The sequence below is a fragment of the Pontibacter lucknowensis genome (assembly GCF_900156415.1).
In the GTDB taxonomy this organism is placed as follows: domain Bacteria; phylum Bacteroidota; class Bacteroidia; order Cytophagales; family Hymenobacteraceae; genus Pontibacter; species Pontibacter lucknowensis.
In genome coordinates this window covers 662,511-677,918 of the sequence record NZ_FTNM01000002.1, presented here as the reverse complement: position 1 = coordinate 677,918, position 15,408 = coordinate 662,511, and the positions used below count along the sequence as shown (strand labels likewise).

Sequence of the window (15,408 nt, the reverse complement as noted above, 5' to 3'; positions counted from 1 at the left end):
GTAAGCCTAATATTATACATTCATGCAGTACGACGTCATCCTGATCGGTTCTGGTTTTGGTTCACTCACAGCGGCTGCCCTGCTCGCTCAAAGGGGGCTAAAAGTAGCGGTGCTGGAACAAGCCAAATACCCGGGAGGCTGCGCTTCTTCTTATAAACGAAAAGGGTACTGGTTTGAGACGGGTGCCACGACACTAGTTGGATTGGACGAGCACATGCCCCTGCGCTATCTCCTGGATGTGACGGGTATCGAGCTCCCGCTTCTAAAGCTTGACATCCCCATGCAGGTGCACCTGCCGGATGGACAGCTACTGACGCGATACGCCGAGCTCGATGACTGGATCAAAGAAGCCGAGCGTGTATTTGGACCTAAAGGGCAGCGTGCATTTTGGGAGCGCTGTTTTCAAATCAGCCAGAAGGTATGGCGTACTTCTCTGGAGCAAAAATCCTTTCCATTCTCCAGTGTCAAAGACCTGTGGCAGGCATTGGGGAATGTTCGTCCGCACCAACTGTCTTTGTTGCCTGGTGCTTTCAGAACAATGGAAGACTTACTCGCCAGGTATGGGCTGCTAGACAATAAGTTGTTCAAAGATTTTGTAAACGAGCAATTATTGATCACGGCGCAGAACCACCTGGGGGAAGTGAACGAGCTTTTCGGTGCGACCGCCTTGTGCTATACCTTGTTTGACAACTATTATGTAAAGGGAGGCATGATCGGACTGGCCCGGGCGCTTGAGCGCTACCTGCACAGCAAGGGGAGTGCGATCCTATACCGGCGTAACGTCCATACGATTACCAGTTTACCGAATGGCTATGTAGTAAATTGCCTGGCAGGTAGCTACCAGTCGCGTTTCGTGATCAGTGGTATACCGCTAAACGATACCTATCAGCTTTTTCAGAATGATCAGGTGAGACAAAAGTTGCAGCCCCACCTGCTGCCTTCCGCGAAGCTAAACGGCGCCTTTACGATGGCGCTGGTCCTTCGTCAGGCACCAGCTATACCTGTGCTACACCACCAGGTACATGTGCCCGGAGGCTTACCACTAATCGGTAGCAGCAGCTTTTTTGTAAGTTACAGCCATCCAGCCGACAGTGAAAGAGCAATGCAGGGAGAACGAGTGGTAGCGATCAGTACACACGTACCTGACCCGGCGGCGCTTCGCATTCAAGACAAAAGACAATTGGAAGAGTCGATCATCAAGAGGATGGAGGGTTTAGGCCTGCTAAAGCGAGCAGATATTCTGCACTTGGACTCGGCAACGCCCGGTGCCTGGATCTTCTGGACGCAAAGGGCCTATGGCATGGTGGGCGGTTACCCTCAGTACCGCGATATAAAACCCTGGCAGATGAAAGACGCCCGACTCGATCACAAAGGCGCCTATACCTGCGGTGACTCAGTTTACCCGGGGCAGGGGATAGTGGGTGTCTGCTTGAGCGGCATCATTGCGGCAAACAAGCTCATTTTAGATCACTTTTAACACGACATTGTTACTACTTCAGAAGGTATAGCCTTCGAGTTAAGTTAAAAAAATCCCCGCCTAAAGCAGCCGGGGATCCTTTTTTACATCATGTTTCGACCACCATGGTTTTAAGGCCTGCAATTTCACCGTTTGGTGTTCGGCCTAGTATGAGCACCAGTTTCTGAGTTTCACCGACACGGTATACCTTAACATCCTGCAGGAGCTCGTGCAGTTTTTTTTCCAGGTGCTGAAAGCGTTTGGCCTGCTGCATCCCTTCTTCACCAGCATCGGGTCTGGCGTGTGTCATGTTCCTGAAAAAGTAACCCAACTCCAGTTCCTCAAATGGATAGTCAGCTGGCATGGCCGCGAGTTTGAGCACCGTCTCTTCATCGAGTGTTTCGCCTTTAAAATTTTCGGCCTGGTAAAATTCAAAAGGGGCATCTGTTTCGCTTATCATAAGCAATCCGTCGGTAGCCTCTTTCAGTTCGGTTTCAATTTGTTTTAGATCCATAGTTTTAAATGCTTCAGCAAAAGAATGCTTCTTTTACTCTGATTGTCGTTGGAGGTTCTTATCTTTAGATAGTCAGCACTGACAATTATACGTTAGCTCTTTTTAAAACAAACAAAATAAAATGATGAAGGCAGAACCTATGCTGAAAGAAGGCGCCCTGAAAGGGAAAACCATTGTGATTACCGGAGGCGGCACAGGCCTTGGCCGCTCCATGACTAAATATTTCCTGGAGCTCGGAGCCAACGCCGTTATCTGTAGCCGCAAACAGGATGTGCTTGATAAAGCCGCCGAAGAGCTGATGCAGGAAACCGGCGGACAAGTACTGCCAATCGCCTGTGACGTGCGCAAATACAACGAGATTGAAGCTATGCTACAGGCCACGCTCGATAAATTCGGCAGGGTAGATGTGCTTGTTAATAACGCAGCGGGCAATTTTGTGAGTCCGACGGAGCGCCTCAGCCACAAGGCTTTTGATGTGATCACCGACATTGTGCTCAAGGGCAGTTACAATTGCACACTGGCACTCGGCAAGCACTGGATCGAGCAGAAGCAGGAGGGAACCATCCTCAACATCGTGACCACCTACGCCTGGACAGGTTCAGGCTATGTCGTGCCATCTGCCTGTGCCAAAGCTGGCGTGTTGGCTATGACACGCTCGCTGGCTTCTGAGTGGGCCAAGTACGGCATCCGTTCCAACGCCATCGCTCCCGGTCCTTTCCCAACCGAAGGCGCCTGGACCAGACTATTCCCGAAACAATTGGCTGATAAACTCGACCCGGTGAAGCGTATACCTGTCGGCCGTTTCGGGGAGCACCAGGAACTGGCAAACCTGGCCGCCTACCTGGTGTCAGACTACGCTGCCTTTGTGAACGGCGAAGTCGTAACCATTGACGGAGGTGAGTGGCTCTACGGTGCCGGTGAATTCAACTCCTTCGACCAGATTCCGCAGGAAATGTGGGATGCCATGGAGAAGCAGATGCGAGGGAAGGGGTGATAGGATTGAGTGATTAATTCACACTGTCCTCTCGACGATAGGAGAGATCTGGATCATTTAGAGCAATGGTTAAGTTCAGATTTCTCCCTAGGGTCGAAATGACAGCTAAGTGCTTAGGATGACGGCATCAGATGGCAAGAAGATCTCATCATTCCGTGCAATCTGCACATTACATTTGCAAACAAAAAATCCCTGGACTACATGCGGGTGCATCGTCCAGGGATTTTACTTTAAAACCTATAACTTAAATTTTCTGCAGCAGACCTTTGATGGCGTTGACGGTTTCATCTGGTTCAACACCGAGCCCTTCGGCCTGGTGGATGATCTCTCCGGTTTCGCTAAGTACCGTGATGATGTTGGAGTGGGAGATCTCGCCATCCAGCTCTGTCTTGTACTTCATGTTCAGCAAAGCTGCGAGTTCCCGTATATTGTCCTGCTCGCTGGTGAGCAATGTCCAGCGTGTGGGGTCCAGGTTATTGGACTTCGCAAATTGCAACAGACGCTCCGGTGTGTCGCGAGCTGGGTCCATCGTTACGAGAACGATGCCTATGTCTTCCCGCTTGTACTGTTCCAGTCCCATCTCGATGCGCTTCAGGTCCGCGATGATGCGCGGGCAGGCGTAGCTGCAATGGGTATAGATCATGGCCACCAGCTGCACTTTACCTTGTAGTTCCTGCAGCTGTAGCTCCTGGCCATGCTGGTTTTGCCAATCGGATTCCAGCTGGTAAAGCGACATATCTGTCAGCCCCGCAGTAGGTATACCGAGTGTGCCAGTGCCATCCGGAAGTTCGTTAGCAGCGACTGGTTTGGCGCAGCAGCTGTCGTCTTCATGCGCTATTTCCTGCTGGCAGGCTGTGAAGCCTACAGCGATCAACGTGAACAGGTATAAGGTATAGCGTTTCATAATGATCATGTTATTTTTTTGCTGTGGTTTTAGCTGGTACATCCTGCACGCATCGGAAGCCAAGGTTCGCCACGGTATAGTTGGCCTTGAGGCTGGAGCGGAAGGCGTAGCGCATAAAGGCCACGTAATTTTTCACATCACTCGCTCCGGTCGAACCGGCTCCGCAGAATAGCTGCCTGTCCAGGCTGGCGTTTTGTCTGGACTCACCCACAATCAGGGCTGAGTTGAAATCTGAGGTCCATTCCCACACCAGACCGATCATGCCGTACAGCCCATAATAGTTTTTGAAGGCGTTCTGCACAGGGGGCAGGTACTTCGGGTTAGGCTGGCTGTACCAGTCGAGACTGCGCTGGTAAAAGCTGGGCTCGCTGGAGGCGTCCTTCTTCGTTTCGCTGGCCAAAGCGGCAAACTCCCATTCATTAACGGTTGGCAGGCGCTTGCCCTGGCACTCGCAGTAGGCCTTTGCGGCAAACCACGACACGTTGATCACGGGGCTGTCTTTTAGTTTGTCGGAGTTTGTACCCACTCCAAGGTCAGAGCTCCAATGCTTCAGGTAGCCGGCATCTGCAAACAGTGCTTTTACTTCCGACTTCTTCCACTTTGGGTATTCCGCTACAAATGCTTCATATTGGGCATTTGTAACCGGGTATTTATCCATGATAAAGTCCTGTACTGATACCGACTGGTTGTTGCTGCCGTAAAGCGGCACAAAAGTGCCTCCCTTCACATGAACCATGTTAGCAGGAGTGCCCTTTTGTGCTTGTGCTATACTACAGGCTCCGAGCATCAGCAGAATTGTCAGAAGTCGTCGCATGATTGAAAAGCGTTAATAATTAGTGCTTGTAATTGGCTTTGGCCTTCTTCACTTGTTCTGGCGTGATCTCACCACCCTTGTTGCCCCAGTTGTTCATCACAAAGGTCATCACGTTGGCGATTTCTTCGTCTGACAGCTTCAGTTTGGGCATAGTGCTGTTGTATACCTCACCGTTCACTTTGATCTGGCCTTCCAGACCGTGTGCCACCACTCCGATAGAGCGATCCACGTCAGCATTGAGGTAGTCAGACTTGGCAAGCGGAGGGAAGGCGCCTTTGATGCCCTGGCCTTCTGCTTGGTGGCAGGCCTGGCAGTTCTGGGCGTAAAGGGTTTTGCCAAGCTCCATGCGCATCTCTTTGTTTGAGGCAAAGGCTGCTTTCGGTGTATTTGTCTTCGGCATTTCCTGCACGGTAGAGCCCTCTGGCAAGTATATCTTTTGTTCGGTTTGACCTGAGAAGATGGCCAGGTTATCCGGTCCTTCTACTTTCAGCATACCAAGCGCACCTTTGTTGAAGGTTCTGAAGATAGAGTGGTCAACGAGTACATAGTTGCCTGGTACGTCCACCTTAAACTCTGTGATGGCTGAGCCACCGGCAGGTACTAAAGTTGTCTGCACGTTTTTGTTCAGGTTGGTGCCACCCTCAGGGTATACCGTGTCGAAGATCTCACCGATCACGTGGAAGGAAGACACCAGGTTAGGTCCGCCGTTGCCTACAAACAGGCGAACTTTATCACCTACTTTGGCTGTGATGGCATTATCACCCGTCATAGAACCAACGGAGCCGTTAAACACCACGTAAGACGGTTTCTCGTCCAGGGCCTTCTCCATATCGAAGGGCTGCAGGCCAGGTGCTCCGAAGGCTCCTTTGGTGTAGAAGTCGCCCTGCATCACATAGTACTCCTTATCAACCGGCTCCATGCCTTCTTCGGGCTCCACCATGATCAGGCCATACATGCCATTGGCGATGTGCATACCTACAGGTGCTGTCGCGCAGTGGTATACATACAGGCCAGGGTTCAGGGCTTTGAAGTTGAATACTGTTTCCTGTCCGGGAGCTGTGAAGGTAGCAGCTGCACCACCGCCCGGGCCTGTTACGGCGTGCAGGTCAATATTGTGTGGGTTCTTGCTGTCGGGGTGGTTCATGAGGTGAAACTCCACCTCGTCGTTCTGACGAACACGGATAAACTTGCCTGGCACTGAACCACCGAAGGTCCAGAAGGTATAGTCCACGCCATCGGCCAGTTTCTTCACGACTTCAGTTACCTCCAGGCGCACCACTACTTTGGCAGGGTGCTTACGGGTAATAGGAGCCGGTACAAGCGGGGCATCCGTAAGTTCTGCTTCGATCACGGGCATCTCGCCAGGAGCAGCCGTTTCATTCAGGGAGTTGAGTATTTCGGCATTTGTGGTCTTGGTGCCACAAGATGAGGCGATGCCGAGGCAGAAAATGCCCACCATGGCCAGCCGTATTGCTTTTGGTAAATGTGACCGTTTCATAAGAATTGCTGTTAGAGTGTCTTTATGGATACAAAAGAACACCCCAAACTCCTTTAATCTTATGACAGTGGTCAGTCACAGAAGTGACTTATATCACTTCGATATCTAATTTTTGAAATATGTCTAAACATCGTTCATGCTCACCAAATTCATTTCCATTCGGTATGGAAATATTCACCTGCGGGCTTGTCCTTGCGCTGGTAAGTATGTGCCCCGAAATAATCGCGCTGCGCCTGAATCAGGTTTGCGGAAGAGTCTGCTGTGCTATACCCTAACAAGTAATTTAAACCCGAAGAGAGCACCGGCAACGGAACACCATACTGCAGCCCTAACGCGACTACTGCTGCAAAACTTTGCTGTGCGTTGCGAATTTTATCGACCAGTGTAGGGGCCACGAGCAAACGGGGTTCCTGTTGGTAGATGGTTACCAATTCTTCCATCAGTTCAGAGCGAATGATGCAGCCATTGGTCCAGATACGGGCAATTTCGCTGAAGTTGAGCTCCCAGTTCAGCTGCTCCGACACTTCGCGCATTAAGTTAAACCCGATCTCGTGATTGATGATGCGGGTCACCTGATAGGCTTGCTTCAAACTGGCTACAAAACTGCTTCTGTCAATAGTGACTTTGGGGATTTGTTTCTGATAGCGTTCTGCCGCTTTCACCCTTTCAGCTTTCATAGCGGAGAGGGCTCTAGCCATTACAGCGGCTGAAAGGGTGTCGTAGGGTACGCCATACTCTAAAGCTACGGCGGCAGACCAGCCACCGGTGCCTTTCTGTTCTGCCTGGTCCAGTATCTTGTCAAGCAGCAGCTCGTCTCCTTCTTTCTTATGCAGAATATCAATCGTAATCTCCAGCAGATAGCTTCCCAATCCATGCTGCTGCCATTCCTTGAAAATAGCGGCAATTTCATCAGGGGCTATACCTAGCATATTGCGCAGCAATGAATACGCCTCCGCCAGAGCCTGCATTTCCGCGTACTCAATGCCGTTGTGCACCATCTTTACGAAGTGTCCCGCTCCGTCTGGGCCGATATATGTGGTGCAGGGCTGAGCTTGTCTGTCCTTCGCTGCGATCATTTCCAGGTAGCTGGCCACCTGCTCATAACCTGCACGTGGACCACCCGGCATAATGGATGGTCCCTTGCGGGCACCTTCCTCACCGCCAGAAATGCCAGTGCCGACAAAGTGCAGCCCGTTGTCAGCGAGTAGTGCAGTGCGCCTTGCCGTGTCTTTATAAAAAGAGTTGCCACCGTCTATCACCACATCACCAGGCTCCAACAGCGGTATCAGTGCCTCTAGTTGTGCGTCCAGCGCACCGGCATAGATCATAAGCAGTATTTTGCGCGGCTTCTCCAGCGACTGCACAAACTCCTCCAGCTGATCATAACCTTTTATATTGGTGAAAGAAGGATTTTCGGCAATTACCTGCTCGGCTATACCTTCCTCTTTGCCTGGCACGTGCCGGTTATACATCGCGACACGCACGCCACGGCTCGCCAGGTTCAGGGCCAGGCTTTTGCCCATCACGCCCAGGCCAATCACACCAAATTCAGAATGTGGATTCATATGCTCTAGTTTAGAGATTACTTCCTGAACGATCTGCTCAGGGCTTAAGGAAACGTCGACGTGTATACCGTAGGCAGGCTTCTCCAGCGCCTCCAGTTGCGACTCCAGCATGGTCGAGGGCATGAAATGCGCATGACGGGCCTGTAGCCGCTTCAGGATGGTATCGCGGGAGCCATCGAGGTAAATCCAGCTTATGTCCGATACTGTCTGCAATACCTTACGGTACTCCTCCTTTAGGGCGGAGCAGGCCAGTACAGCTCCACCCTCAACTTCCCAGGTGGGTATCAGATCAGCCAGTTGCTCCAGCCAGGGTGCACGGTCGCTGTCGTTCAGCGGAATGCCTTGCTGCATCTTTTCGACGCTTTGCCGGGGGTGATAATCATCTGCATCGTAAAAGGGGAGCCCGAGCCTGTCAGCCAGTTTAAGCCCGACCGTGGTTTTACCACTTCCCGATACTCCCATCACGATATAAATCATAATTGCTGGCTATATAAATGCGCTTCCCGGCAAGCCGGAGGTTCTACACGTTGTTGAGTTTTGTACGGAATTGTAGCCAGTAGTTTGCAAATAACTGCTGGCTTATAACATTAAAGTGTCAGTATATGTACACCCCCACTATGGAAGTTTTCGTCACGGGTGCGACCGGCTACATCGGTTATAGCCTGGTAAAAGAATTAATTAAGCGAAACGATAGGGTATCAGCACTGGTCCGTTCGAAAGAAAAAGCAGCTGACCTGGCGGCTATGGGCGTGAAGCTATATGTCGGTGACTTACAGAATGTACAGCTCCTGGAGCAGGCCATGGCAGGTGCAAGTGTCGTGTTTCACCTGGCGGCCTATGCCAAACCCTGGGCAAAAGACGAGCGTACCTACCGACAAGTAAATGTGACAGGAACAGACCATGTATTGACTGCGGCATTGAAAAACAACGTACAAAAGGTAATACTCACCTCCACCGCAAGTGTTTACGGACCTGCTCCATCACCTCAGCATCCTGTAGACGAAAACACCCGGCGTACCATACCTTATACAAACAGCTACGAAAGCTCTAAGGCAGAAGCTGAGGTGCTCGCACGGAGTTATGTAAAACAGGGGCTGGCAGTCGTGATCCTGAGCCCAACCCGGGTATATGGCCCGGGCAAAGAGACCGATAGCAATGGCATTGCTAAACTGCTGCGGCTATACCTGGCAGGCAAATGGCACTTCATGCCCGGTGATGGAAACAGTGTAGGCAATTACTGCTATGTGGACGATGTGGTGCGAGGGCATCTGTTAGCCATGGCGCAGGGCAGGAGTGGGGAGAACTACCTGCTGGGTGGTGAGGACGCCACATATCAGCAACTCTTTGCGCTCATTGCTAGGTTGACAGGGAAGCAGCGAAAACTTATACCTATACCTGGCAGCCTGTTGCGCGGGGCAAGTTGGGTCATGGTCAAGCTGGCAAAACTGACGGGCACCAAGCCCCTGATCACCCCGGACTGGACCCGAAAGCTGCTGCTTCACTGGAGTGTGTCGAGTCATAAAGCTGAGAGAGAATTGGGCTATACCATAACACCACTAAAAGAAGGACTATCGAGAACGCTACAATCACTCCAACAGAAATGATACCTGAAAAGACCTATACCTTAATAACGGGTGCCAGCGCTGGCATTGGCCAGGCCATGGCTACCGAATGTGCCGCCCGTGGTCAGCACCTGATTCTGGTGGCGCTCCAAGACTCGGGACTTGTGCAAACTGCCACCAGTTTGCGGGAGCAGTTTGGGGTAGACGTCAAAACGATCGAGTTGAACCTGATCGCGCCCAATGCCATCCAGTACCTGTATGACTGGTGCCATGAGCAGGGGCTAAGCATCAATGTGCTGATCAACAATGCAGGTATAGGCAACTACAGTTATTTCCAGGAGTCCTCGCTGGAGGATTACCTACAGATGATACAGTTGAACGTCAATGCCGTGGTAGCGCTGACACACCTGTTTATACCTAAACTCAGAGAGCATGAATCGGCATATATCCTGAACGTAGGCAGTTTTGCTTCACTAATGCCGCTTCCTTACAAGAGCGTGTATGCGGCAACTAAAAGTTTTGTTCTGACCTTTTCTCGTTCGCTGCAGATGGAGCTGGAGCCTTATAACATTCACGTAAGCTGTCTGTGCCCGGGGCCCACCAGCACCAAGACCATGCGGAAGCGCAACCAGCACATCAAGAAAGGCAAAGGCATTCTGACTAAAACTCCGGAGGAAGTAGCGCGACAGGCAATTGATGGTTTATACAAAGACAAAGGGCTTATTATACCTGGTTGGAAAAACAGATTCATGATCCGGGTGGGGCGTATCCTGCCATTTTCAGTCAAGAGCTATATTCTTAAAAAGATCTTTAAACAGGGCGTAGAGGAAGATATAGTGGATGCCACACCACCAGCTACTACACCTCGCAAAAAGGGGAGGGTCACATTGTAAATTGTCACGCTACCGTTATAACCTGCGACTAAATGTCTTACCCTTTTACTCTGCTTTTAAAACATTTACAGGTTCAACATGCGCTGCTCGAATAGTTTGGGATAGGACGGTCAGTAGTCCGACTATGGCAACCAGACCAAAGCCTATGCTTACATTTATAAAACTTAAATCAACAAGGCTGCTGCCTAAATCTTGTCTAATTAAATCACCGCCAAACAAGCCAGCCGGAACACCGATAAGTCCTGCTATCAGTATGAGAATACCGAAATTTTTGGTAACTATCCACACCAATTCTTTGTTGCTCGCGCCCATTACTTTTCTTATACCCAGTTCCTTAACGCGTGTTTCTACGGAGTAACTGGCTATGCCTAAAATGCCCAGCCCAGCTATTATCATGACGATAAGGGCTAATCCCCCAAAAAAACCTATTCTATCGCCAATGCTTGAAAAACCATCTTTTAAATTCTGAAGATTTGCTGTTTTTTCAGGAAAATGGTTTTCCCATATGGATTGAATAGCTTTGGTTGCTTCCAATTCTGTATTTGGTTTTATTTTTATAGTCAAGGTGGCTACTTCATTTGGTAAATACCTATATAGTAAGGGAGCTGTTTCGCCAATCATTTCATTAGGCATGATACCAATGACTTGTACATAGGCAGAGTCCAGTAATAGCGTTTGCCCCACTAAAGTCTCCGATTCAGGCTCTATTAATTTTGCTGCAGCTTCATTCAGCAACACATATTGTTCCCTATTTTGGGGTATATCATGAGGGAAATTTTGACCTGATTTTAAGCTGATGCCTTCTGTTTCAATTGTTTTAGGGTCAATACTTACATAATACATTTCTAAAAACTTACCATTTACTGTTACAGAAGCTTTGCCCTTTTTCATCGGTTTGTAGTACCAGTTAGTAGCCAAAGTCGATTCTACCTGGCTTAACTGGCTTATTTCGTTTTGTAGGATTCCATGTTTTTCACCTCTTAAATCAAGTGTCAAAACATTAGGTGACACGGTTGAGTTAATGATTGCATGATTTTTTATTTCATAATCGGCTAATATGACAACCACTATCATCAGCATGATGGTCACTGAAAACTGTATGACAATCAAGGATTTGTAAACAGCAATACTCCGGAACAGCTTAATATTCTTCATTTTACGCAAAACCTGTATTGGCTGAAACGCTGACAACAGCCATGACGGAAGTGCACCAGCGACTAAGCCTGTGAGAACTGCGTAGGTCAACAAGCCTAAAATTAAGATTGTGTCATAGGAAAACGCCGTATCCATTTCGGGTATGTAGTGCGTTAAAATTTCAACACATGGCATTGTAAACATCAAAGCCAATAGGGAAACAAGGATTGATTCAGTTAAAAACTGTCCAATAATTTGTCTTCTTGTGGCGCCAATCGTCTTGCGGATACCTACTTCTTTCGCCCGGGAAAAGGCACGCGCCAGTGTCAAACTGATGTAGTTGAAAGCAGATAATAGAGTTAAGGCTAGAATTAAAAACAGCTGTATTTTTATGCTCTCCCAAGTGCCAACCGCATTAGAGTCATTTTTAATGTCATTGTTTCGAGGAGTGATAGCCTCTAAGGGTTGTCCCAAAAATTGAAGACTGCTCTTCTCCAATTTCCGTGTATAGTTTTGGAGCGTTGTATTGAACTGCTCTAAATCATCTTCTGATTTTAGACGCACGTATATTGCTGCACTCTTGAAATTTCCCCAATTCTGTAAAATATTAGGGATTGCACCTTTTTTTTCAAGTACTTCGGCAGCATTAATAGAAAGCATGGCCTCAATGGGCAGATGTGTTTCTAAAGGTGGGTCTTGAATTATTCCCCCTACGGTATAAGTACCTAAGTTTTCAAATTGAACCGTTTGGCCTAAAGCATTGGCGTTACCAAATATCTTTTCTGCTGTTTTTTGGGTTAAAAAAATGGAAGTGGGATTATTGATAAGGCTTTGTGCATTGCCTGACAGTAATTTAAAGCCAAAAACATCAAAAAAAGAAGGCTCTGAAAATTTTATATCAATAGGTACATCTCCTCCATCGGTTTGCAGGTTATGTTTTCCTGCCAGACGTACTTTCACCGTTTTTTCAACAAAGGTGATACTTTCCAGTTGAGGCGCTAAGGGCAATGGCGCTGTTGCCCATTTGGTTTGTTCCTCCACATTGGTTTCCTGCGTGAGTATCCGTACTATTTGATTTAATTTAGGATGAAATTGGTCTGTATCAAACGTGGCTTTTAGGTCTGTAAACAAAATGACACCAACCGCCATACTCAGTGACAAGCTCAGTACATTGACCAATGAAAAAAGTTTGTTTTTCCAGAGTATCCGAATAGCGATTTTTAGATTGTTCCTGATCACAACGTAAATTGTTGATTTTTAATAAAAATAGACCAAATACTAATGGGGAATCCCTCTGAATCTTATTGCCAAAGTTGGTGCCAGAGTATAATCAACTGACTATCAGTATTTTAAACAAATATTGATTTAAATTTGGGGCAACTGTTAATATATCCGTGTTCGATTTCGCACACTTATTGTATCAAATTGATACAGTGAATCACATTATTTTTCACCCCAACAGAGACTGTGACATTTGATTTATCTCATGCGGTGTTCGCTACCTGCTGCTCGAGAACTAGAAGATACTGATCGTGCACTGACAGTCCAACATGGAGCAAAAAAAGTATAGTACAACTTACATCAAGTATAGCCAAAGAAAAAGCCCCGCCTGAATGAACCGACGGGGCTTACTGAAATAGGGAGAAGGTGCTTGCTTAGTTCACTACTTCAGCCTCTTCTTTTTCTTTCTTCTTGGCTGCTTTTCTAGCGGCTTTCTCAGCTTTGCGCTGCTCTCTTTTAGACAGCTGCGTGGCTTCAGCAGGTGCTTCCGTTTTGCGGCGGGCATCTACCTGCGGCAGACCAGAAGTGTTGTCGTTTACCAGCGTCATCTCTTTTACCAGGTGACCGGCTCCGGCAAACTTGTCTACAATGAAAAGCATGTAGCGCACATCCACCGAAATGTTACGTACCTGGTCCGGGTTATAAGTCAGGTCACTCATAGTGCCTTCCCAGTTGCGGTCGAAGTTAGTACCGATCAGCTGTCCGTTAGCGTTGATCACCGGTGAACCGGAGTTACCGCCCGTGGTATGGTTCGAAGCGATAAAGGCCACCGGAAGCTGACCATTCACGCCGTAAGGTCCGTAGTCTTTCTTGTCGTAAAGCTCCTGCAGACGGGCAGGTATAGCGTAGTCTTCAGCCGCACCAGAGGCAGCTTTCTCAATAATGCCTTCCAGTGTCGTGTAGTATTTGTACTTCACGCCATCCACTGGCTCGTAAGGCTCTACTTTGCCATAAGCTACACGCAGGGTGGAGTTGGCATCCGGGTAGAACTTACGGTCCTGCTGCATGGCACGCAAACCAGTCATATAGGTTCTGTACAGCAAGTTCAGGTTGTCGTTTACCTTGGTGTAGGTCGGCAACACGTTGGTGCGGTAGTAGTCGTTGATGCTGCTGGCCAGTTGGTAGCCCGGGTCATTTTTCAATGGATTGGCTTTGCCCGCTTTAATGTCAGCAATCGCCTGACGCACACCGGCTTCAGAAGTGAAAAGCGACCTGCTGTACACCTCGTCGGCATACTTGCTGAAATCGCCTTTGTATTTCTGACGCACCATCGCGAAGGCAGACGGATGCAGTTTCTGGTCGAGGTTATCGTAATACATGCTCATTAGAGCAGCGAATACTTTTTTATCGGTCGGAGCATTGTAGTTCTTAAAGTAACCTGCTACACCTTTCTCCAGTCGGTCGAGCTGGGCGTTGATCTCCTGCTGCGGTGCTTTTGCTTCGATCAGCTCGTTCAGCTTTATGAAATCGTTGGCATAACGCACCAGTTCCACACCCCAGGCAGCTTCCATGATATAGTCACGGGCGATCGTGATACCCTCCAGCTGCTTGTAGTTCTTTTCAAACTCGGCGATCAGGTTACCATACGTCTGCTTGCGGCTGGCATCAGCATTAGCCCAGGCGGTAAACTGGTTCTCCAGCTCCTGTTTGCGGGCAATAGTATTGGCCTTACGCAGGCCACGGTTCTCACCGATCCACTTTTTCCAGGCATTGGCTACGCTGGCATACTTAGCGGCATACTGTATACGCACCGCGTCAGAGGCTTTCATATCCTTGTCCAGCACAGCCAGCTTCGTATCACGGATCTTGATCTTGTGCGGATTTGAGGTTTCGTAGATCTCCTCAATGGCATGCGAAGTCAGGTACTCGTTCGTGCGGCCTGGGAAGCCAAATACCATGGTGAAGTCATTCTCCTGTACACCGCTCAGCGAAATAGGCAGGTGGTGCTTCGGCTTATAAGGCTTATTGTTCGGAGAGTACTCTGCCGGGTTGTTATTCTCGTCGGCATAGATGCGGAAGATGGCAAAGTCACCGGTATGGCGCGGCCACATCCAGTTGTCTGTGTCGCCACCAAACTTACCGATAGACGATGGGGGGGCACCCACCAGACGGATGTCGCGGAAGGTCTCGGTCACATACATGTAGTACTCATTGCCATAGAAGAACGGACGAATAATGGCATCGTAATGCGTACCTGCGGTAGCCTGCTGGCGCACCTTGGCAATATTTTGTTGCACCATTTTCTCACGTTCAGCCTCTGTTACGTTAGCCGGTATACCTGCCAGGATCTGCTGCGTCACGTCTTCCATGCGTACGATGAAGGTGGCAAACAGACCCGGGTTTGGAAGCTCCTGCTCACGGTTCATAGCCCAAAAGCCTTCCGTCAGGTAATCCTTCTCCACAGAACTATGGCTTTGGATTTGCCCGTAGCCGCAATGGTGGTTGGTGAGCAAAAGACCCTCCGAAGAGATCATCTCGCCGGTACAGAAACCACCAAACGAAACGATAGCGTCCTTAAGGCTCGACTGGTTGATGCTGTAAATGTCTTCGGCAGAGAGCTTCATGCCCTTCTTCTGCATTTCTGCTTCGTTGAGCTGCTTGAGGAGCATAGGCAGCCACATACCTTCATCAGGCTTGGCCGTGCTTATACCCAGACTCAGACAGGCGGCAGCAAAAAATGCTATAATGCGCTTACTGATCATGTTTTTATATAAGAGTTGGTTTTGAACCCCCAAGATACGGAAGAAATATGAGTTTAGGGGTTTGAGAGTTGGGGAGTTTGAGAGCTGAATA

Annotated in this window: 11 protein-coding genes; 4 read left to right on the top strand and 7 right to left on the bottom strand. The window is 49.0% G+C overall.

What is annotated here, in order from left to right; translation table 11 throughout:
- Positions 1-22: 22 nt before the first annotated feature.
- Positions 23-1,477 (top strand): phytoene desaturase family protein, encoded by a 1,455-nt coding sequence (locus BW972_RS09100; RefSeq protein ID WP_076421863.1) that lies wholly within the window; start codon positions 23-25, stop codon positions 1,475-1,477.
- Between the two features lie 88 nt (positions 1,478-1,565).
- Here the strand turns inward: BW972_RS09100 and BW972_RS09095 are convergent, their stop codons facing one another.
- Entirely contained in the window at positions 1,566-1,970 is a 405-nt protein-coding gene (locus tag BW972_RS09095; RefSeq protein WP_076421862.1) for a nuclease A inhibitor family protein, read from the bottom strand.
- A gap of 121 nt (positions 1,971-2,091) precedes the next feature.
- On the opposite strand from BW972_RS09095, the gene BW972_RS09090 reads away from it, so the two are divergent.
- Positions 2,092-2,964, top strand: coding sequence for an SDR family oxidoreductase (locus tag BW972_RS09090; RefSeq protein WP_076421861.1), 873 nt, complete (start codon positions 2,092-2,094; stop codon positions 2,962-2,964).
- A gap of 244 nt (positions 2,965-3,208) precedes the next feature.
- Here BW972_RS09090 and BW972_RS09085 read toward each other — a convergent pair whose 3' ends face one another.
- The 4 genes from BW972_RS09085 to gndA form a co-directional block, all read right to left on the bottom strand.
- On the bottom strand, positions 3,209-3,877 hold the full coding sequence (locus BW972_RS09085) for an SCO family protein (RefSeq protein ID WP_159439851.1): 669 nt from the start codon (positions 3,875-3,877) through the stop codon (positions 3,209-3,211).
- 1 nt (position 3,878) lies between these two features.
- Positions 3,879-4,682, bottom strand: coding sequence for a formylglycine-generating enzyme family protein (locus BW972_RS09080; protein ID WP_076421859.1), 804 nt, complete (start codon positions 4,680-4,682; stop codon positions 3,879-3,881).
- Positions 4,683-4,701: 19 nt separating this feature from the next.
- Entirely contained in the window at positions 4,702-6,180 is a 1,479-nt protein-coding gene (gene nirK, locus BW972_RS09075) for a copper-containing nitrite reductase (RefSeq protein WP_234986336.1), read from the bottom strand.
- A gap of 149 nt (positions 6,181-6,329) precedes the next feature.
- Positions 6,330-8,222: an NADP-dependent phosphogluconate dehydrogenase gene (gene gndA, locus BW972_RS09070; protein ID WP_076421857.1), complete on the bottom strand. Its 1,893-nt coding sequence runs from the start codon at positions 8,220-8,222 to the stop codon at positions 6,330-6,332.
- A 140-nt stretch (positions 8,223-8,362) separates the two neighbouring features.
- Here gndA and BW972_RS09065 point away from each other — a divergent pair, with 140 nt between their 5' ends.
- Positions 8,363-9,349 (top strand): NAD-dependent epimerase/dehydratase family protein, encoded by a 987-nt coding sequence (locus BW972_RS09065; protein WP_076421856.1) that lies wholly within the window; start codon positions 8,363-8,365, stop codon positions 9,347-9,349.
- On the top strand, positions 9,346-10,200 hold the full coding sequence (locus BW972_RS09060; protein WP_076421855.1) for an SDR family NAD(P)-dependent oxidoreductase: 855 nt from the start codon (positions 9,346-9,348) through the stop codon (positions 10,198-10,200). Before BW972_RS09065 ends, BW972_RS09060 begins: the two co-directional genes overlap by 4 nt.
- A gap of 45 nt (positions 10,201-10,245) precedes the next feature.
- Here BW972_RS09060 and BW972_RS09055 read toward each other — a convergent pair whose 3' ends face one another.
- Together BW972_RS09055 and BW972_RS09050 are read right to left on the bottom strand one after the other, a co-directional pair.
- Complete coding sequence (locus BW972_RS09055; protein ID WP_076421854.1) at positions 10,246-12,573, bottom strand: ABC transporter permease; 2,328 nt, start codon at positions 12,571-12,573, stop codon at positions 10,246-10,248.
- Positions 12,574-12,989: 416 nt separating this feature from the next.
- The gene (locus BW972_RS09050; RefSeq protein ID WP_076421853.1) at positions 12,990-15,317 is read right to left on the bottom strand and encodes a S46 family peptidase; all 2,328 of its coding nucleotides are present in this window, start codon (positions 15,315-15,317) and stop codon (positions 12,990-12,992) included.
- Positions 15,318-15,408: the final 91 nt, after the last annotated feature.

Excerpts from the sequence above, each read along its gene's own strand:
- nirK (WP_234986336.1), bottom strand. The coding sequence starts at position 6,180 with ATGAAACGGTCACATTTACCAAAAGCAATACGGCTGGCCATGGTGGGC.
- BW972_RS09100 (WP_076421863.1), top strand. The coding sequence starts at position 23 with ATGCAGTACGACGTCATCCTGATCGGTTCTGGTTTTGGTTCACTCACA.
- BW972_RS09085 (WP_159439851.1), bottom strand. The coding sequence starts at position 3,877 with ATGATCATTATGAAACGCTATACCTTATACCTGTTCACGTTGATCGCT.
- BW972_RS09060 (WP_076421855.1), top strand. The coding sequence starts at position 9,346 with ATGATACCTGAAAAGACCTATACCTTAATAACGGGTGCCAGCGCTGGC.
- BW972_RS09080 (WP_076421859.1), bottom strand. The coding sequence starts at position 4,682 with ATGCGACGACTTCTGACAATTCTGCTGATGCTCGGAGCCTGTAGTATA.
- gndA (WP_076421857.1), bottom strand. The coding sequence starts at position 8,222 with ATGATTTATATCGTGATGGGAGTATCGGGAAGTGGTAAAACCACGGTC.
- BW972_RS09065 (WP_076421856.1), top strand. The coding sequence starts at position 8,363 with ATGGAAGTTTTCGTCACGGGTGCGACCGGCTACATCGGTTATAGCCTG.
- BW972_RS09095 (WP_076421862.1), bottom strand. The coding sequence starts at position 1,970 with ATGGATCTAAAACAAATTGAAACCGAACTGAAAGAGGCTACCGACGGA.
- BW972_RS09090 (WP_076421861.1), top strand. The coding sequence starts at position 2,092 with ATGATGAAGGCAGAACCTATGCTGAAAGAAGGCGCCCTGAAAGGGAAA.
- BW972_RS09050 (WP_076421853.1), bottom strand. The coding sequence starts at position 15,317 with ATGATCAGTAAGCGCATTATAGCATTTTTTGCTGCCGCCTGTCTGAGT.